The organism is Xenorhabdus doucetiae (assembly GCF_000968195.1).
Taxonomy (GTDB): Bacteria; Pseudomonadota; Gammaproteobacteria; order Enterobacterales; family Enterobacteriaceae; genus Xenorhabdus; species Xenorhabdus doucetiae.
In genome coordinates this window covers 3,867,951-3,887,067 of record NZ_FO704550.1, presented here as the reverse complement: position 1 = coordinate 3,887,067, position 19,117 = coordinate 3,867,951, and the positions used below count along the sequence as shown (strand labels likewise).

The following is a 19,117-nucleotide window of genomic DNA, read 5'->3' as shown; positions in this document are numbered from 1 at the left end:
ATGACTATTATTTCACTTTGAAATGGCAAATATACCCGATAATTTTCAAGTTGCCGCTCGCAAGACAAAAGCCGCTTATTATCCCCCGCAGCGCGGGGGATAATAAATGTATCTTGAAGTACGACAAGCAGATAAAAATAAGGTGAGGGAAATGGGAGAAAGCAAAGCAACAAACCGAAGTACCTATGATCAGGTGATGTTGCCTATTTATGCGCCGGCGAGTTTTATTCCTGTCAGAGGGCAAGGGAGTCGAGTATGGGATCAACAGGGTAAAGAATATATTGATTTTGCCGGCGGTATCGCGGTATTGGCTTTGGGGCACTGTCATCCGGCTTTGGTGAATGCCCTGAAACAGCAAGGTGAAAAATTGTGGCATCTCAGCAATATTTTTACCAATGAACCAGCCTTAACCTTGGCACAAAAATTGATTGATGCAACCTTTGCGCAGAAGGTCTTTTTCGCTAATTCAGGCGCGGAAGCCAATGAAGCCGCCTTTAAATTGGCTCGTCGTTATGCGATTACTCGCCATCATCCCAATAAAACCAAAATTATTGCTTTTCATCAGGCGTTTCATGGACGCACCTTTTTCACTGTTTCGGTCGGAGGACAGCCAAAATATACTGAAGGATTTGGCCCCAAACCGGCGGATATTATCCATGTGTCTTTTAATGATTTGGATGCGGTCAGAGCGGTGATTGATGATCACACTTGTGCCGTTGTCTTAGAGCCGATTCAAGGGGAAGGGGGCGTCACACCTGCAACAATGGCGTTTCTGCATGGCGTGCGTGAATTGTGCGATAAGCATCAGGCTCTGTTGGTTTTTGATGAAGTGCAAAGTGGGATGGGGCGTACAGGCAAGTTGTATGCTTACCAGCATTATGGCGTACAGCCGGATATCTTGACGACCGCAAAGGCGCTGGGCGGCGGTTTCCCGATCAGTGCGATGTTAACGACCGATACCATCGCGGCAGCTATGGAAACCGGCGCGCATGGCACGACGTATGGCGGAAATCCGTTGGCTTGTGCTATCGGCTGCGTTGCGCTGGATATTATCAACACGCCAGAAGTGCTGGCAGGCGTGGAAAAACGTCACGATATGATCATCCATGCCCTGGAAATGATGAACCAAAAATATGGCATTTTCCACGAATTTCGTGGCAAGGGTTTGCTGATTGGGGCGGTATTGCAAGCAGAATATCAGGGTAAGGCCAGAGAAATCTTGCAGCAAGCGGCGGAGCTGGGATTGGTGTTATTGAGTGCGGGAGACAGCATTTTGCGCTTTACCCCTTCATTGATCATTCCTGAGGATGACATCGTCGAGGGCATGATACGGCTGGAGATGGCGATATCCCGATGGTTAACCCAAAACAGGTGAAGCCATAAAAAAGCCAGTGCGAAGTAACAGGTTGCACTGGCTGGATTTCAGGTTTATCGGGAATTAGCGTGTCCCATAAACCACGATGGTTTTACCATGTGCGGAAATCAGGTTTTGATCTTCGAGCATTTTCAAAATACGGCCAACCGTTTCACGGGAACAACCCACAATCTGCCCAATTTCCTGACGTGTGATTTTGATTTGCATACCATCAGGGTGCGTCATTGCATCCGGCTGTTTGGCTAAATTGAGCAACGTCTGGGCGATACGGCCGGTCACGTCCAGAAAGGCTAAGTTACCTACTTTTTCGGAAGTGGTTTGTAGGCGACTCGCCATCTGAGCAGATAAACGCATCAGAATGTCAGGATTGACCTGAATTAACTGGCGAAATTTCTTATAGGAAATTTCAGCCACTTCACAGGCACTTTTTGCCCGCACCCATGCAGTACGTTCTTGCCCCTCTTCAAACAATCCAAGTTCACCGATAAAATCTCCCTGATTTAAATAAGAGAGAATCATTTCCTTACCTTCTTCATCTTTTATTAGAACAGCAACTGAACCTTTAACAATGTAGTAAAGCGTTTCTGCTTTCTCGCCTTGATGAATAAGCGTGCTCTTGGATGGATATTTGTGAATATGGCAGTGTGACAAAAACCATTCAAGAGTAGGGTCTGTTTGTGGCTTGCCGAGAACCATTCGCTTTATCCTCTGTTGTTATTTCTGCCCTTATGATGTGAGAAACTGGGTTTCTCTTCAGGCTGGCTTTATAAAGTCAATAGCTTAACATATAACTTGCTGAAAAACTGACAAACGGGAACTTTATATGGATTATCAGGATACGAGAATGCTGGCATATTGATCTTAATCCATATACCTTGCCAGTCCACGTTTGTAGCCTTGTTTGTAACACAGGAAAACGTTTCTGTCTCCTCCTGTATCGCTTCAGCCTATTAAACGGGTTGTCAGATTACCAGAAGTTTGGCAAAAAAGACGGTCTTGTTGATTTTACATTTATTTCTATCACCTAATTTATTGTTAAAAAACGGTCTATTTATTTAAATGAAACAGGTAACGTTATTTTTTGTTACCTGCTTTATTAAAAATAGACTCGTCATTAATAAACGACTTTCGTCTTGCGAGCGGCAACTTGAAGTTCATAGGATATAAATAGGAAAATTATGAGATTTTTTTGCCTTCCAGTAATTGCTTAACCAGCGGCGCCATAATTAATTCCATTGCCAGCCCCATTTTTCCTCCGGGAACGACAATAGTATCTATGCTGGAAATAAATGAACCCTGAAGCATGGCCAGCAAATAAGGGAAATCAATTTGAGTGAGACCGCGGAAGCGGATCACGATAAAGCTTTCGTCCAGTGAGGGAATAGCCTTGGCAGAGAAAGGGTTAGAGGTATCAACGGTAGGAACACGCTGGAAATTAATGTGGGTACGTGAAAATTGGGGAGTGATATAGCGGATATAATCATCCATTGAGCGGACAACGGAATCCATGACCGCTTCTCTGGAATGCCCGCGCTCGCTGGTATCACGGATGAGTTTTTGTATCCACTCCAGGTTGACGATAGGCACAACGCCAATCAACAGGTCAACATGGCTGGCGACATTGTGTTGTGGCGTGACAACCCCCCCGTGCAAACCTTCATAAAACAGCACATCTGTGTTTGACGGCAAGGGTTCCCACGGTGTGAAAGTCCCCGGCAATTGGTTATAGGGGACGGCTTCATCATAGGTATGGAGATATTTTCGGCAGCGACCATTGCCCGTTTCCCCATAGTCAAAAAAGGTTTTCTCCAGCATGCTGAAATCATTGGCGGCTGGCCCAAAGTAGCTGATATGTCTGCCCTGTTCTCTTGCTTTCCGAATCTCGGCATCCATTTCAGGACGAGTATAACGATGGAAACTATCCCCTTCTATCAGTGCGGCGGTGACGTCAAATTGCTGGAAAATCTTGCGAAAGGCGACACTGGTTGTGGTGGTTCCTGCGCCACTGGAGCCAGTGATTGCGATGACGGGATGTTTGGCAGACATGAACAGACTCCTTATCAATAAAATTGGCGGATCAGTCAATCAGAATGAATAAAGCAAGCGGAACCTCATGGGCGGAACGTCGCTTTGGGCAAGATATTAACGGTTTCATGTAATTCAGACCATACCAACAGAACCTCACCGCGTTCAAGCTGATGTTTGACATCCTGCACTTTTTGTTCGAGCGTTTTTTCCTGTTCGCCGTAATCCGTCCCTTCCCGCAGGACAAAACTTTCAATCAAGTTGAGGAGTGTATGGGTTTCCAATTGCTGCCACGGGATGATCATCGTGATTGCTCCTGATAATGCGCTGATACTTTATAGTGAATTGATTTCATGATTAGTTATCTTGTGTGTGAAATAACATACTGCTATTTTCTCGCAAAGAAATGTTAACTTGGGGTGGGAGGGGAATCTACCCATGACTGTAAGCCTGATATTTTCACTCAGTATATTTATGTTTATTTCCGCTGTCACACCGGGTCCAAACAATTTGTTGCTGACCTCATCGGGCGCGAATTTTGGTCTCCGCCGCTCCATCCCGCTTTGTCTGGGTATTGTGTTGGGAATGCAGACCATTTTGCTGCTGTCTGCGTTTGGTGTTGCCGCGTTACTGCTGATTTATCCTGCCATTTATACGGGGTTGAAAGTGCTCGGATGCCTGTATTTATTATGGCTGGCCTGGAAAACGGCCACTTCGCATTATCAGCGGCTGGACACGACAACCTCGGCAGGTGCTCCAATCAAAATTCATCAAGGTTGGCTATTGCAGTTTTTGAATCCGAAAACCTGGTTAATGGGATTGGGGGCAGTCAGTAGTTACAGTCTGGCCGGAGCGCTCTATAACCACTCCATTTTTGTTATCAGTATCGTGATGCTTATCGCCAATCTGCTCGCGGGTGCCCTCTGGCTGGTTCTCGGTTCACTGATTGGCCGGTTACTGGGAAGCCGCCGCGCGTGGTTTATATTCAATATCACCATGGGGGTGCTGACCGCCGCGTGTGTGCCTTTAATCTGGTTTGGCTGATCAGCTCAAATCGATATTCTTGCTGCCGAAGAATAATGTGAGTATGAAGCCCGCGATATAAGCGACGATCAGCCCGGCACCATAGACTGCCATGCCCGTGAAAATGCCACTGTTGGATGTCATCAGTGGCAGAGCAACCAGCCCGGAGGGGCCGAAAACACTATTTAATCCGACAGGCCATCCCCACCAAGCCATCAGGCCGATAAAGAACCCCCCTGTGGCACCACCGAGGCAGGCTGTGACAAACGGTTTGACGCGGGGAAGGGTGACGCCATAAATCAACGGTTCCCCAATTCCCAGAAAACCCGGAATGATGGCTCCTTTGATCTGAGTGCGCAGCACAGCGCCTTTTGCCGCTTTGACATATAGCGCCAGTGCGGAGCCGACTTGCCCCGCTCCTGCCATTGCCAGAATAGGGAAAAGAGAATTGAACCCTTGTGACTCCATCAGCGCAAAATAGACGGGGATAAAGCCCTGATGCACACCAAACATCACGGCGATTAAGAACAGTCCTGCCAAAACGGCTGTGCCGAATGGATTGCCATTCAAGTTCACGAATAACCATGACATCACGCTGAACAGATAACTTCCGACAGGCATAATGACGATAAATGTGACGGCGCCCATGATAAGCAGGGTCATTGCGGAAGTCAGGATCATATCCAGATCAGAGGGCATGATGTTGCGGATCTGTTTTTCCACCCAAGCGCCAAGAATAGCAGCAATCAACACCCCGATGATATTGCCTCGTGGGTCAATGGCGAAGCCAAAGAAATGACTGATACCGGAATAGAACCCACTGGTGGCTTCGGCGTGATAACCCAGTACAAATAGCGATGCGATGATGGCTCCGTTAACCCCTGAGCCGCCAAAGGCTTTTTGTGCATTGTAGCCAATCAAAATGCCCAAGAAGCTGAACATGCCTTTGCTGAAAATTTTCATATAGCCGACCATCTCAATCAATATGGCGTTGGGATGGGGCACTTCTTTGATAAGAACCTGCTCCAGCAGGGTAGCAAAGCCCAATAACAGGCCGACCGCGATAAATCCGGGGATCAAGGGCGTAAAGATTGTGGCAAATTTTGCCAGAAATTTATGGACGGAGCGGGTTTGTTTTTCTTTGAGCTGTTTTTTATTGGCAGTGGCGATAGCTTTTAACTTGTCAGGATGAGGAGCGGCAGAGGGAGGTTCACTTAACAGCGTTTTCATCCCGTCTGCGGCTGTTTGGGCTATGCCGGGGCCAAGGACAATCTGGAGCTGGTCATCTGTCTCTATGACGCCCAACACCCCGGCAATTTGCTTCAACCTGAATATATCGGCCAGTGAATCATCCCGTAGCGTCAACCGCAGGCGGGTCATGCAATTTCCACAATGTGCAACATTGCCCGTCCCGCCAATGGCGTCGAGTATCTCGGCCAACATTTCCTGACGCATTTTAGCCATGTATAACCCCTTCTCAAGAGGCAATGATTATCGGTCTGTTGAGATAGCCGGCCGGATCAGCCCTTGGTGCTCTGCCAGTAATGCTTTGGCCTCTTCGGCACTGACGCCCGATAAAATCATTACGATTGCGGTTTTGCAGTGACCACCACAGGCGCTCAGGGCATGTTCTGCCATTTCCCTGCTGCACTCAGTGGCGGCCATGACAATGTTTTTCTGACGTTCGATTAATTTGGCGTTGGTGGCTTCGACATCAACCATCAAATTACCATAGACCTTGCCAATGCGGATCATGGCACCGGTTGTAATCATATTCAGGATCAACTTTTGCGCCGTTCCTGCTTTCATGCGGGATGAGCCTGTTATCACCTCTGGCCCCACGACAGGCGTGATGGCAATATCAGCCAACTGCGCCATTGGGCTGTTTGGATTGCAACTGATACCGGCAACCGTTGCCCCAACCGATTTGGCATATTCCATTGTGCCTAATACATAAGGTGTTCGGCCACTGGCAGCGATCCCGACCAATATATCTTTTTGATTAAAGTGTAGTCCCTTAAGATCTTCTGCGCCTAATTGCCGATTGTCTTCCGCATTTTCGACCGCTTTCAGGATGGCTTGATGCCCGCCGGCAATTAAACCGATCACGTGTTCTGGTTTTGTCCCATAAGTGGGCGGACATTCGCTGGCATCCAAGATGCCTAAACGCCCAGAGGTACCCGCGCCACTATAGATTAAGCGTCCACCCTGACGAAATGCTTCGGCCACTTTATCAACCACACGGGCAACCTGGGGCAGGGTTTTTTCAACGGCAATCGCCACTTGTTTATCTTCATCGTTGATAACGCGCAGCATATCGAGTGTTGAGAGTTGATCAATATGGGTACTGGCGGGGTTACGACTCTCTGTTATCATATTGCTCAAGTCGATTTTCATCATTTTTCTGCCATATTTTATAGAAACTAAGAAGTGATTTATGTGCGTCAGGTTATCTTACTGAGCATTTAATATAAAATATACACCAAAATAGGTAAAAAAAACTATGTGGCTAAAATTATATCCCATAGGAAATATCAGTTTGGTTTTATTTTATCTGTATTTTTGGGGTCTTCTAATACGTTTTCCTGAGACGAGGTTAATACTCTTTCATAAAAGTGAGAAGCGTTGTGGATGACATAAAAATTAACACGCTTTCTCCATAAAACGATATATCAATACAGAATATTCCAATATGAAAAAATCACAGATTTGTTAAGCGCCACTATATTGTTATCACTGGCAACGCACGATAAAACCTGCCATTAACATATTGCTGTTTTTTTTGATATCATGTTTACGCGGTGTTTTTACTCGTTTTATGCTAATGGCTATCATTATTGTTGTATTCGAATAATGCTTTCTCTGATTAACGCGTAATAAGAGTAAATATTAAAGTGACCAGAAAATAGAACTTAGATTAACTATTAATAATATAATGGATATAAAGTGTTTGCGGTTCGTAGCATTATACGAGTAAGACTAGATGTATATTCTTTTCTTTATCTTTTCAATTAAATTATTTACATATTGGTTTAGTAGTATGATATTTTAACTTGCATGATTTTAGATATTTCCTTGAGGGAGGAGTAATAAAGAAAGGTTATCAGTTAATAACTTTATGTTAATTGTTTCTCCCTTAGTGGTAATTCTAATTTTACAATAGGTAAACTCGTCCGTTTGGGATTTATTTGTATACCTATCTCAATCGTCTTTAAATTTCAGAAATATTAGTAACTCTGTAGTTTAAAAAATGAAAGAGAGTATTGGTCATTGTGGATAACTAGGAGGATTTGGTCTGTATTAACGAAATGATTACCGATAACTGGTTTTTATTGAAATCATTTCACAATGAAATTAACGCGCAGGAATAATAAATGTTTTGCGAATTTCACCCTTATTAACTAACCTTTTATTAGCTAACATTTTGACCTGTTGATCGGATAAAACCTTTGGCAAAACACAAAGTTAAAATGCTATCACCATGAATCTGTAATGTTTTGTAGTTATTTAACAATCATTGGGCTAAAGAACATGGATATACGCAATCTTGAAGCTTTTATCGTTTTAGCTGAGACTCTAAATTATCACAAAGCCTCTCAGAGACTTTATCTTTCTCAGCCGGCCTTGTCGAAGAAAATACATGGCTTGGAAGATATTCTTGGGGCATCACTATTTACAAGGGGGCCAAATGGAACAAGGTTGACCGATTTTGGGCAAAAGACGCTGGATAATGCCCGGAAGCTTTTGACTCACTATGAACAGTTCAAAAGTCAGGTTCATTTTGATTCAAAAGAGGATATGGTCAGGCACTTATATGTCGGCTCCTGCTTTCCTATCCACAATTATACTCAAATAGAGAAGCAGATTGTGGAAAAGAAAGGGAATGTAGTGCTGGCATTGGTCACTGGGTTGTCAGTTGATCAGCAGATAAGTTTACTGAATGCAGGGATGTTACATGTTGCCGTGATGCCCTTGTCATCGATTATGGCCAAGTTAGAACCCAAAAAGGTATTTACAGAAAGATTGGTCTATATCTTTAAAAAAAGGAGTCACCTGATATCTAAATTCAGAACCGCTTTAAGTCAGTTTGGCAATGGAATTCCTGCGGAAAAGTCATCAGGAAAAAAAGAGGGGGTTGAGTCAACGGATTTCCTTAACATTTTTCCTATTTATACCGGTGACAATATGAATTTGTTATTAAAAACAAATGATATCATGTTGATCATTGAGATGATTACAAAAAATAGTGCCTATACTTGTGTCCCTAAACGGATTATTAGTGCTATTCCTGAGTATTATATGAATTCTTTGGAACTTGTTGAAACGGATAAAAAAATTGAGCTGGGTGTGGTGTGGGCAAAGTCAATGGGTGATCATCTGATTGAGGATGCTGAAAACTTTTCCACATTGGTTGCTAATGTATAGGTCAATGATTATTGATTGTTTTCTATGGAGTATTTTTCATTTGATCTCTTGTGATATTAAAACTTGGGCTATAACTTATAAAAGTTTTAATTTTTTATTTTTCTGGGTAAACAGGGAACAATATTTTCAGTGTTTGAACAAATGGTGGGATAAGAGAATAGAAAATAATCGGGTATTGAATAACACTACCCGATTATACTACAGGTTGACACTTGAAAAGTGAATTGACACCTTAACTCGCATTAAATACTGCGGTCATTTGTTCGAGCTGTTCCTGAATATCCAGCCATTCCATTTCGATATTTTCCAGACTGGATTTCGTTTGTGTCTGCTGATGCAGGCATTCCGTCAGTTCAGTTTTACGATCATGTTCGTAAAGGGTATTGTCTGACAGCTTTTTTTCTAATTCCGCCAATTCCGTGCCCAATTTTTCTATCTGTTTTTCAAGGGTCGTGAGCTGCTTACGCAATGGCTGCGTTTGGTTACGGAATTCAGCTTCACGCCGTTTTTGATCTTTACGTTCTTGGGCACGGTAATTTTGCGTGCCGTTGGGTGAAGATTCACTCTCCGATTTCTCTTTTTCCTGATCCTCCCGCATTTGTTGGCGTTGCAGTTCAGTCAGCCATTGCTGGTAATCTTCTAAATCGCCTTTAAACGGTTCGACTTTGCCATCATGTACCAGATAAAGTTCGTCGGTTGTCGAGCGCAGTAAGTGCCGGTCATGCGATACGACGACCAGCGCACCTTCGAAATCAATCAGTGCTTCAGTCAATGCTTGCCTCATATCGAGATCAAGGTGGTTGGTCGGTTCATCAAGCAGAAGAAGGTTAGGGCGTTGCCAGACAATCAGCGCCAGTACCAAACGCGCCTTTTCACCACCGGAGAAACGTCCGCTCGGATCGGTGACTTGATCGCCTTTGAAACCAAATCCGCCCAGATAATCCCGAAGCTGTTGCTCCGTCTCTTGCGGTGCCATTCGGGCTAAATGTTGTAATGGCGATTCATCTGCCCGCAGGTATTCCAACTGGTGCTGCGCGAAGTAACCCAGTTTAATGCCTTTCGATAAGGCAATTTCGCCCTGTTGAGGCGTAAGCTCTCCTGCCAGCAATTTGATCAAGGTGGATTTACCTGCGCCATTGCGACCCAGCAAGCCGATGCGTGAACCCGGCACCAAGTTTAATTTGATCGAATCCAGCACTGTTTTTTCACCATAGCCCGCACTGACTTTATCCATGTTTAACAGTGGATTTGGCAGGTTATCCGGCTGGCGAAAACTGAAATGAAAAGGGTTGTCAACATGGGCGGGTGCGATAAGCTCCATGCGTTCCAGCATCTTGATGCGGCTTTGCGCCTGTTTTGCCTTAGATGCCTTGGCGCGAAAGCGATCAATGTAGCTCTGCAAATGCGCGACTTTTTCCTGTTGGCTTTGATATAGCGCCTGTTGCTGGGCAAGTTTGGCGGCGCGTTGCCGTTCGAAGGAAGAGTAGTTGCCGGTATATTCGTAGAGATCCTGCTGCTCAATATGCAGAATCTTATCAATAATCGGATCAAGGAAATCACGGTCGTGGGAAATGAGGATCAAGGTGCCGGTATAACTTTTCAGCCATTTTTCGAGCCAGATAACGGCGTCCAGATCAAGGTGGTTGGTCGGTTCGTCGAGTAATAATAGATCTGAACGACAAATCAGCGCCTGTGCCAGATTGAGGCGCATACGCCAGCCACCGGAAAACGAACGGACAGGTTGTTCCAGTTGAGCTTGGGAAAAACCCAATCCGTGCAGCAAGCTGGCTGCTCTGGCGCGGATGGTCCATGCCTGAATAGTATCAAGCAAACCGTGAAGATGGGCGATGGCGTGGCCGTCATTTTGTTCATTGGCGCTGTTGAGTTTTTGCTCCAGTTGCCGGAATTCTCGGTCACCATCGATGACATATTCCAGTGCTGATGTTTCCAGAGCAGGCGTTTCCTGATTGACCCAAGCCAGTGACCAATTATTGGGGAATGTGACAGCGCCGCTCTCGGCCTGAAGCTCATCTTTGAGTAAGGCAAGTAGGGTAGATTTACCACAGCCATTCTTGCCAACTAATCCTACTTTCTGCCCAGGATTGATAGTTGCGTTGGCGTTGTCCAACAGGACGCGAATGCCACGGCGGATTTGCAGTGAAGAGAAAACAATCATAGATGCCGTCTATATATAATATGTTAAGTTAATAATTAGGCTTATATCCTTCAATTGATAGGCAGAGTGATCGTTGATGCGTATAGTGATCGGTGTGCCGCAATTTGAAATCTATTGGGTAAAATCTATTGGGTATATGTATTCGATTTTAAGTGCTGAGTGTGCATGGTAGCGGAAAATATCTGTCCTGACACGTCTTAGGGAAATGGAAGGAAGATAAATATAAATAGCGTCGGGGGGAATTATGTCAATCAGTCGTAAGCGTTTTATCGCGGGCGCGGTTTGCCCAAAATGCCAATCACAGGATACGTTAGCCATGTGGCAGGAGAATAAGGTGGATGTTGTTGAGTGTGTCCATTGTGGCCATATACAGAGGCAGACGGATGAAGTGGTCACATCTCATGTCAGGGAGCAGGAGCAGGTTATTGGGATCTTTACACCACAGTAACTTAATACACGTACAATAAATTGTGGGTAAATTTTGCGGTTGCCTAGGTACAGCGACATAGAATTCCGTTACAATCGGCAGCATTTTTTGAACTGTAAAAACTTTCCCTTACGGGTTTTCCCTTAGGGTATGTAGGAGTTGTCATGAAAGTAGCAAAAGACTTGGTGGTTAGCCTGGCTTATCAAGTAAGAACCGAAGAGGGTGTTTTAGTTGATGAGTCCTCAGTGAGTGCACCGTTAGACTATCTGCATGGTCATGGTTCTCTCATCAGCGGATTGGAAAAAGCACTGGACGGTCGTGAGGTGGGTGAACGTTTTGATGTGAGCGTAGAAGCCGCAGATGCCTACGGTCAGTATGATGACAATCTGGTTCAGCGTGCACCAAAAGACGTGTTTGTTGGTGTGGATGATATTCAGGTGGGTATGCGTTTCCTGGCTGATACAGATCAAGGGCCTGTCCCGGTAGAAATCACGGCGATAGAAGGTGATGAAGTGGTGGTTGATGCTAACCACATGCTGGCTGGCCAGAATCTGAAATTCAACGTTGAAATTGTCGCGATTCGTGAGGCGACCGAAGAAGAATTGACTCATGGCCATGTGCACGGTCAGGGTGGTTGTGGTGATCATCATGATCACGATCACGGTGAGCATGATGGATGCTGCGGCGGCGGTAGCTGCCACTAAAACTCAATCAGGGCTAACTGAATATCGTTGGTAATCTGAAAGATCAGTAAACAGAAAAGGGAAGCACGCTAGGCGCTTCTCTTTTTTATTTTGTGTTTCTGCCTTCCCTGGCAGCGATTTTCCCAGATGAATATCAGTAATGAGGGGGAGGAGTTTCTTCAGAAAGGGGGGCAATGATGGATGTCTGGTGAGTTTTCAGACGTTCAGTGAGTAATTTTAGTTGTTCTTTCAATCTGTCAGTTTCAATCTGTTGCTTTATCACTTCTTGATTCAATGCTTCAATCGTGGCTTCTTGATAGGCCAGCTTAGTTTCTAGTTGCTCAAATCTTTGTTCAAATTCAGATAATTCCATTATCTTCCCTCCTGCCTCTGATCAATGAATTAATGACGGAACGATGGTTCGGTCAAGATGACACTATAATACTCCACATCATTTGCGAAATAGGATTTTACGAAACCTCTTCACTTTAATGTTGTCTCAACAATTTTTATTGCAAGATATCGCAAATATTGTCATTGGTTTCCTTAGGCGGTTATAGTAAATGTTATGACCTGTGCTGATGGTAACCCCACCCAAACTGATTGGAGAATAGGATGAAATCATTGTTTAAAACAACTCTGTTGGCAACAACACTGGCGGTGGCATTTAGTGTACCTCAAGCTTTGGCTGTTAATACCGAAACCAAAGACGAAGTAAAATTGAATAGTGCTTTTAAAACAACAGAACAGCAAAATTCTTATGCTCTGGGTGCTTCTTTGGGAGGCTATATGGCCAACTCATTGCAGGAGCAGAAAACGCTCGGTATTAATATCGAAAAAGTGCAATTGTTGGCTGGTGTTGAAGATGCGTTAAATAATAAAACCAAACTGACTGATAAAGAGATCCAGGAAACCCTGTCTGCCTTTGAAGCTAAAGTGAAAAGTGCAGCATTGGCTAAGGCAGAAAAAGAAGCCAGTGAAAATGGCGAAAAAGGGGCCAAATATCGCAAAGAGTTTGCTAAAAAAGCTGGCGTAGTGGAAACCAAAACAGGGTTGCTTTACAAAATTGACAAAGAAGGTACGGGTAACGCACCTAAAGAGACGGATACTGTCGTCGTTAACTACAAAGGTTCTTTGATTGATGGTCAGGTCTTTGACAGCTCTTATGAACGTAAAGAGCCTCTGACACTTCGTTTGGACAGCGTTATCCCCGGTTGGAAAGAAGGTTTACAACATGTGAAGAAAGGTGGAAAAATCACATTAGTTGTTCCTCCTAAGCTGGCTTATGATCAGGCAAACTTACCTAAAATCCCAGCTAACTCCACGTTAATCTTTAATGTCGAATTACTGGATATTAAGCCTGCTGCTAAGGCAAAATAACGCCGTAATCATTTAAAAGACAACATTGGCAGGGGCTTAAAGCTCCTGCTTTATCATCTATTTCTTTCACCCTTCGGTTTACTGCTGGTATTTACCCCTATTTGGTGAGTAATAGGCACGGATTAATAAGCATGGATCAAGAGTAATAGATTTATTTGCTTATTATTTCCCACGGTATTAAATGAGGGTTTATTTTCCGTATATTAGGTGGATTCGGCACAAGGCTGTGATAAATCCGTGCGGTATACTCAGCAAGAGCTTGACGACAGTTCAATGTGGTTTTAACGTCACAATCCTGAATAGAATAGTGAAAAACATTTTTAACTGTTTGTTTTTAGTGCCTATCATATAAGGCATATTTAATTTGTCGTTTTGAATTTTTATAATAAATCTTGCCCTGATATTTTTGGTGAGGCAAAGTCTGAACTTGAAGGATGGTGTATTACATGTCTACCCCGCTATTAACTGGTGATAACAGTGAAATTGATTTACTGGAAAACCAACCATTTAGTGAAACTGATCACGAAATTTTAAAATCTTACGAAGCTGCTGTTGATGGCCTGGCTATGTTGATTGGTGGGCATTGTGAGATAGTTCTTCATTCACTGGAAGATCTTAAATGTTCAGCCGTCAGAATAGCCAATGGAGAGCATACGGGCCGTCAGATTGGTTCTCCGATTACTGATCTGGCGTTGCGGATGCTGCATGATATTACGGATGAAGACAGTAGCGTGTCTAAAGCGTATTTCACACGGGCAAAAAGTGGCTCGTTGATGAAATCGGTCACCATTGCGATCCGTAATCGTCAGCGTCGGGTCATTGGCCTGTTATGCATCAATATGAACCTTGATGTGCCTTTCTCCGAAATTATTCAGACCTTTATCCCAGAAAAAACCCATGAAGTGGCTTCAAACGTCAACTTTGCCTCTTCTGTGGATGATCTGGTGGCACAAACGCTGGAATTCACGATTGAAGAAGTGAATGCCGACCGCAATGTTTCTAATAATGCGAAAAACCGGCAGGTGGTGCTTAACCTGTATGAAAAAGGCATTTTTGATATTAAAGATGCGATTAATCAGGTCGCTGACCGTTTGAATATCTCCAAGCATACGGTATATCTCTATATTCGCCAGTTCAAAAATGGTGAATGTGCGGGTTCGGAGAAGTAATGTCGTCGCTGTCTTATTGCCTGCTGGTCACTGGGCCAGCTTACGGTACCCAACAAGCCAGCAGTGCCTACCAATTTGCTCAGGCGTTGCTCACCTCAGGCCATAAACTGCATAGTGTGTTTTTTTATCGTGAAGGTGTCCAAAACGGTAATCAACTGATCGCCCCTGCCAATGATGAGTTTGATTTGGTCAGGGCATGGCAGGCATTGGCAGCCCGGCATCAATTCGATCTGCTTATCTGCGTCGCGGCGGCATTGCGGCGTGGCGTCGTGGATGAACAGCAAGCCCGTGAATTAAATCTGCCCGCCGCTAATCTGGCCGAAGGGTTTGAGCTGAGTGGGTTGGGATCGTTGGCAGAAGCTATGATGCTGTGTGATCGCGTCATACAATTTTAGATACATTGAGTCCAAGTCTCCGTGGGTATTGATGAAAAAAATCGCCTTTGTTTTTACTGAAGCCCCTCACGGCTCTTCTGCCGGTCGGGAAGGATTGGATGCGCTGCTTGCAACGTCAGCATTGACTGAGCAGATCGGGGTATTCTTTATTTCTGATGGCGTATTCCAGTTATTGGCTAATCAGCAGCCGGATAAAATCCTGTCTCGCGACTATATTTCAACCTTTAAGATCTTGCCGCTTTATGACATTGATAAATGTTACGTTTGTCTCGATGATCTGGTGATTCGAGGGGGCAGCCCGACAAGCCATTTTGTGTTGGAAGCTGAACTGCTTTCTGCCACAGCCATCCGGGAATTGCTGGCGGGTTACGATGTTGTGTTGAAATTTTAATCTATTTCAGGCGGGTAACATGTTATATACTGTCAGTCGCTCACCTTACCATGCTGACTTCAGCGCCATGCTTGGCTTGGTATCGGATAGAGATGATGTTCTATTGATTCAAAATGGCGTATTGCTGAGCATGAATAATAATCGCTATCTGGCTGAGTTGCTCGGTACGGGGGCAGGCATTTATGTTTTGAGAGAAGATCTTGATGCACGGGGGCTGATTGAACAGATTTCAGACCGTGTTATCGTGATTGATTACAAGGGCTTTGTTAGCTTAACGGTAAAACATCAGCAAAATTTTGCCTGGTAAATATGATGGGTGGGGCACAATCGTATTTTTCAGCCGTTTCATCAACTTTCACCAGCAAAAACTGTATATTTCTTGACACCTCGTTAAGTCAGCAATAAAATTCCGCGTCCTCTCCTTTTGTCATCATGACTAAGAGGGGGTAAAATCCGTGTTTACGAAGCAAAAAACCAGGAGCTTTTTTAATAATGGCAACTATTAACCAGCTGGTTCGCAAATCTCGTAGCTCGAAAGTTGTGAAAAGCAACGTTCCTGCTCTGGAAGCTTGCCCGCAAAAACGTGGCGTATGTACTCGTGTATATACCACCACTCCTAAAAAACCGAACTCCGCACTGCGTAAAGTATGCCGTGTGCGTTTGACTAACGGTTTCGAAGTTTCTTCCTACATCGGTGGCGAAGGCCACAACCTGCAGGAACACTCCGTTATCCTGATCCGTGGCGGTCGTGTTAAAGACTTGCCAGGTGTGCGTTACCACACTGTTCGCGGCGCTCTGGACTGTGCCGGTGTTAAAGACCGTAAACAAGGTCGTTCTAAGTACGGTGTGAAGAAGCCGAAGGCTTAATGGTTCTCCGTTAAGTAAGGCCAAACCTTTTTCACTTTAATGTCAAAATAAACTCGTAGAGTTTTGGACAACCCTGAAATTCGAAACGGAGTATTTCCATGCCACGTCGTCGTGTAATTGGTCAACGTAAAATTCTGCCAGATCCAAAATTCGGATCTGACCTGCTGGCCAAATTTGTTAATATCCTGATGGTAGACGGTAAGAAGTCTGTCGCAGAAGCAATTGTATATGGTGCGCTTGAGACCCTGGCTCAGCGTTCTGGTAAAGATCATCTGGAAGCATTCGAGCTGGCACTGGATAACGTGCGCCCGACTGTCGAAGTTAAGTCCCGCCGTGTAGGTGGTTCTACTTATCAGGTTCCAGTTGAAGTTCGTCCGGTTCGTCGTAATGCTCTGGCAATGCGTTGGATCGTTGATGCTGCTCGTAAACGCGGTGATAAGTCGATGGCTCTGCGCCTGGCGAATGAATTATCTGATGCGGCTGAAAACAAAGGCGCTGCTGTGAAGAAACGTGAAGACGTTCACCGTATGGCAGAAGCTAACAAGGCGTTCGCACACTACCGTTGGTAATCCATTTTTTGGTCACCCATCGGCAGTGAATAAGTTCTGGGTAGCTGCTTGGCTACCCGTTCTCTAAAGATTGAACGCCCACGAGAGAGGAAAAAATGGCTCGTAAAACACCTATAGCGCGTTACCGTAATATCGGTATCAGCGCCCACATCGACGCCGGTAAAACCACAACAACTGAACGTATTCTGTTTTACACAGGTGTAAATCATAAAATCGGTGAAACTCACGAAGGTTCAGCAACAATGGACTGGATGGAGCAGGAGCAAGAGCGTGGTATTACCATCACGTCTGCTGCGACTACCGCATTCTGGTCTGGTATGGCTAAACAGTATGAGCCACACCGCATCAACATCATCGACACCCCAGGACACGTTGACTTCACTATCGAAGTAGAACGTTCTATGCGTGTTCTTGATGGTGCCGTCATGGTTTACTGTGCAGTTGGTGGTGTTCAGCCTCAGTCTGAAACGGTATGGCGTCAGGCTAACAAATACAACGTACCACGTATCGCGTTCGTTAACAAAATGGACCGTATGGGAGCTAACTTCCTGCGCGTGGTTGAGCAGATCAAAACGCGTTTGGCTGCTAACCCAGTTCCTCTGCAACTGGCGATCGGTGCAGAAGATACCTTCACTGGTGTTGTTGACTTGCTGAAAATGAAAGCAATCAACTGGAACGAAGCTGATCAGGGAACGACCTTCACTTATGAAGATATCCCGGCTGACATGGTTGAGCTGGCTCAGGAATGGCATCAGAACCTGATCGAATCCGCAGCAGAAGCATCAGAAGAACTGATGGACAAATATCTGGGCGGTGAAGAGCTGACTGAAGAAGAAATCAAGGCAGCTCTGCGTAAGCGCGTTCTGGCTGGCGAAATTATCCTGGTTACCTGTGGTTCTGCATTTAAGAACAAAGGTGTTCAGGCGATGCTGGATGCGGTTATCGAATATCTGCCAGCGCCAACAGATGTTGAATCCATCAAAGGTATGCTGCCAGACGGTAAAGATACCCCAGCAGAACGTCATTCCAGCGATGACGAGCCATTCTCTGCACTGGCGTTCAAAATTGCGACTGACCCATTCGTGGGTAACTTGACTTTCTTCCGCGTTTATTCTGGTGTTGTTAACTCTGGTGACACCGTACTGAACCCGGTGAAAGACAAGAAAGAACGTTTTGGCCGTATCGTACAGATGCACGCTAACAAACGTGAAGAAATTAAAGAAGTCCGTGCAGGCGATATCGCGGCCGCAATCGGCCTGAAAGATGTCACCACAGGTGATACTCTCTGTGACATGGGCGCACCAATCATTCTGGAGCGCATGGAATTCCCAGAGCCAGTTATCTCTGTTGCTATCGAGCCAAAAACTAAAGCTGACCAAGAGAAAATGGGTATCGCTTTAGGCCGTCTGGCTCAGGAAGACCCATCATTCCGCGTGAGCAGTGATGAAGAGACTGGTCAGACTATCATCGCAGGTATGGGTGAACTTCACCTCGACGTACTGGTTGACCGTATGCGTCGTGAATTCAACGTGGAAGCGAACGTCGGTAAACCTCAGGTTGCTTACCGTGAAACCATCCGTGCTTCTGTTGAGCAGGAAGGTAAACACGCTAAACAGTCCGGTGGTCGTGGTCAGTACGGTCACGTGTGGCTGCGTATTGAGCCTCTGGAAGCTGGCGGCGCTGGTTACGAATTCGCGAACGAAATCGTTGGTGGTGTTGTTCCTAAAGAATATATTCCGGGTGTCGACAAAGGCGTCCAAGAGCAGTTGAAGAGCGGTGTTCTGGCTGGTTATCCAATCGTTGACGTTAAAGTTGCTCTGTTCGATGGTTCTTACCATGACGTTGACTCCTCGGAAATCGCCTTTAAAATTGCTGCATCCATGGCATTTAAAGAAGGCTTCATGAAAGCGAAACCAGTTCTGCTGGAACCTATCATGAAAGTTGAGGTGGAAACACCAGAAGACTACATGGGTGACGTTATCGGTGACTTGAACCGTCGCCGTGGTATGATCGATGGTATGGATGATGTGGCTACGGGCAAAATTGTTCGTGCTCAAGTACCATTGTCTGAAATGTTTGGTTATGCTACTGACCTGCGTTCTCAGACCCAAGGTCGTGCTTCTTACTCCATGGAGTTCTTGAAGTACAACGAAGCGCCGAGCAACGTCGCTCAGGCTATTATCGAAGCTCGTAAAGCTAGATAAGTTTTCGA

The 19,117-nt window shown here is 45.1% G+C and carries 20 protein-coding genes; 13 read left to right on the top strand and 7 right to left on the bottom strand.

Features of this window, described 5'->3' with window-relative positions:
* Positions 1-151: 151 nt before the first annotated feature.
* Complete coding sequence (locus XDD1_RS16975; protein WP_045973030.1) at positions 152-1,375, top strand: aspartate aminotransferase family protein; 1,224 nt, start codon at positions 152-154, stop codon at positions 1,373-1,375.
* Between the two features lie 63 nt (positions 1,376-1,438).
* On the opposite strand, the gene crp is transcribed toward XDD1_RS16975, so the two are convergent.
* The 3 genes from crp to XDD1_RS16960 form a co-directional block, all read right to left on the bottom strand.
* Entirely contained in the window at positions 1,439-2,071 is a 633-nt protein-coding gene (gene crp / locus XDD1_RS16970; RefSeq protein ID WP_004240730.1) for a cAMP-activated global transcriptional regulator CRP, read from the bottom strand.
* Positions 2,072-2,551: 480 nt separating this feature from the next.
* Positions 2,552-3,421: a phosphoribulokinase gene (locus tag XDD1_RS16965; protein WP_045973029.1), complete on the bottom strand. Its 870-nt coding sequence runs from the start codon at positions 3,419-3,421 to the stop codon at positions 2,552-2,554.
* 65 nt (positions 3,422-3,486) lie between these two features.
* Positions 3,487-3,705 (bottom strand): YheU family protein, encoded by a 219-nt coding sequence (locus XDD1_RS16960; protein WP_045973027.1) that lies wholly within the window; start codon positions 3,703-3,705, stop codon positions 3,487-3,489.
* A gap of 133 nt (positions 3,706-3,838) precedes the next feature.
* Here XDD1_RS16960 and XDD1_RS16955 point away from each other — a divergent pair, with 133 nt between their 5' ends.
* The gene (locus XDD1_RS16955) at positions 3,839-4,444 is read left to right on the top strand and encodes a LysE family translocator (RefSeq protein WP_045973026.1); all 606 of its coding nucleotides are present in this window, start codon (positions 3,839-3,841) and stop codon (positions 4,442-4,444) included.
* Here XDD1_RS16955 and murP read toward each other — a convergent pair whose 3' ends face one another.
* A complete protein-coding gene (murP, locus tag XDD1_RS16950) occupies positions 4,445-5,887 on the bottom strand; it encodes a PTS N-acetylmuramic acid transporter subunit IIBC (RefSeq protein ID WP_045973024.1) in 1,443 nt (480 codons plus the stop codon).
* A 27-nt stretch (positions 5,888-5,914) separates the two neighbouring features.
* Positions 5,915-6,820 (bottom strand): N-acetylmuramic acid 6-phosphate etherase, encoded by a 906-nt coding sequence (gene murQ / locus XDD1_RS16945; protein WP_197541046.1) that lies wholly within the window; start codon positions 6,818-6,820, stop codon positions 5,915-5,917.
* 1,134 nt (positions 6,821-7,954) lie between these two features.
* Here murQ and XDD1_RS16940 point away from each other — a divergent pair.
* Positions 7,955-8,848, top strand: coding sequence for a LysR family transcriptional regulator (locus XDD1_RS16940; RefSeq protein WP_045973760.1), 894 nt, complete (start codon positions 7,955-7,957; stop codon positions 8,846-8,848).
* A gap of 232 nt (positions 8,849-9,080) precedes the next feature.
* Here XDD1_RS16940 and XDD1_RS16935 read toward each other — a convergent pair whose 3' ends face one another.
* A complete protein-coding gene (locus tag XDD1_RS16935; protein ID WP_045973020.1) occupies positions 9,081-11,024 on the bottom strand; it encodes an ABC transporter ATP-binding protein in 1,944 nt (647 codons plus the stop codon).
* Positions 11,025-11,268: 244 nt separating this feature from the next.
* On the opposite strand from XDD1_RS16935, the gene XDD1_RS16930 reads away from it, so the two are divergent.
* Together XDD1_RS16930 and slyD are read left to right on the top strand one after the other, a co-directional pair.
* Positions 11,269-11,472 (top strand): YheV family putative zinc ribbon protein, encoded by a 204-nt coding sequence (locus XDD1_RS16930; RefSeq protein ID WP_045973018.1) that lies wholly within the window; start codon positions 11,269-11,271, stop codon positions 11,470-11,472.
* A 143-nt stretch (positions 11,473-11,615) separates the two neighbouring features.
* Positions 11,616-12,155 (top strand): peptidylprolyl isomerase, encoded by a 540-nt coding sequence (slyD, locus tag XDD1_RS16925; RefSeq protein ID WP_045973016.1) that lies wholly within the window; start codon positions 11,616-11,618, stop codon positions 12,153-12,155.
* A 133-nt stretch (positions 12,156-12,288) separates the two neighbouring features.
* Here the strand turns inward: slyD and XDD1_RS16920 are convergent, their stop codons facing one another.
* Positions 12,289-12,507 (bottom strand): SlyX family protein, encoded by a 219-nt coding sequence (locus tag XDD1_RS16920; RefSeq protein ID WP_045973014.1) that lies wholly within the window; start codon positions 12,505-12,507, stop codon positions 12,289-12,291.
* Between the two features lie 242 nt (positions 12,508-12,749).
* On the opposite strand from XDD1_RS16920, the gene fkpA reads away from it, so the two are divergent.
* The 8 genes from fkpA (at position 12,750) to fusA (ending at position 19,109) form a co-directional block, all read left to right on the top strand.
* Positions 12,750-13,514: an FKBP-type peptidyl-prolyl cis-trans isomerase gene (gene fkpA, locus XDD1_RS16915; protein ID WP_045973013.1), complete on the top strand. Its 765-nt coding sequence runs from the start codon at positions 12,750-12,752 to the stop codon at positions 13,512-13,514.
* A gap of 446 nt (positions 13,515-13,960) precedes the next feature.
* A complete protein-coding gene (locus XDD1_RS16910) occupies positions 13,961-14,683 on the top strand; it encodes a helix-turn-helix transcriptional regulator (protein WP_045973012.1) in 723 nt (240 codons plus the stop codon).
* Positions 14,683-15,078 carry a sulfurtransferase complex subunit TusD gene (gene tusD, locus XDD1_RS16905; RefSeq protein WP_045973011.1) on the top strand — a complete coding sequence of 132 codons (396 nt, stop codon included), beginning with the start codon at positions 14,683-14,685 and terminating at the stop codon, positions 15,076-15,078. The genes XDD1_RS16910 and tusD overlap by 1 nt, the downstream gene beginning before the upstream one ends.
* 31 nt (positions 15,079-15,109) lie before the next feature.
* Complete coding sequence (gene tusC / locus XDD1_RS16900) at positions 15,110-15,469, top strand: sulfurtransferase complex subunit TusC (protein ID WP_045973010.1); 360 nt, start codon at positions 15,110-15,112, stop codon at positions 15,467-15,469.
* 19 nt (positions 15,470-15,488) lie between these two features.
* Entirely contained in the window at positions 15,489-15,776 is a 288-nt protein-coding gene (gene tusB / locus XDD1_RS16895) for a sulfurtransferase complex subunit TusB (protein WP_045973007.1), read from the top strand.
* Positions 15,777-15,961: 185 nt separating this feature from the next.
* The gene (gene rpsL, locus XDD1_RS16890) at positions 15,962-16,336 is read left to right on the top strand and encodes a 30S ribosomal protein S12 (RefSeq protein ID WP_045973006.1); all 375 of its coding nucleotides are present in this window, start codon (positions 15,962-15,964) and stop codon (positions 16,334-16,336) included.
* A gap of 98 nt (positions 16,337-16,434) precedes the next feature.
* Entirely contained in the window at positions 16,435-16,905 is a 471-nt protein-coding gene (gene rpsG / locus XDD1_RS16885; protein ID WP_045973003.1) for a 30S ribosomal protein S7, read from the top strand.
* A 95-nt stretch (positions 16,906-17,000) separates the two neighbouring features.
* Positions 17,001-19,109: an elongation factor G gene (fusA, locus tag XDD1_RS16880; RefSeq protein WP_045973001.1), complete on the top strand. Its 2,109-nt coding sequence runs from the start codon at positions 17,001-17,003 to the stop codon at positions 19,107-19,109.
* Positions 19,110-19,117: the final 8 nt, after the last annotated feature.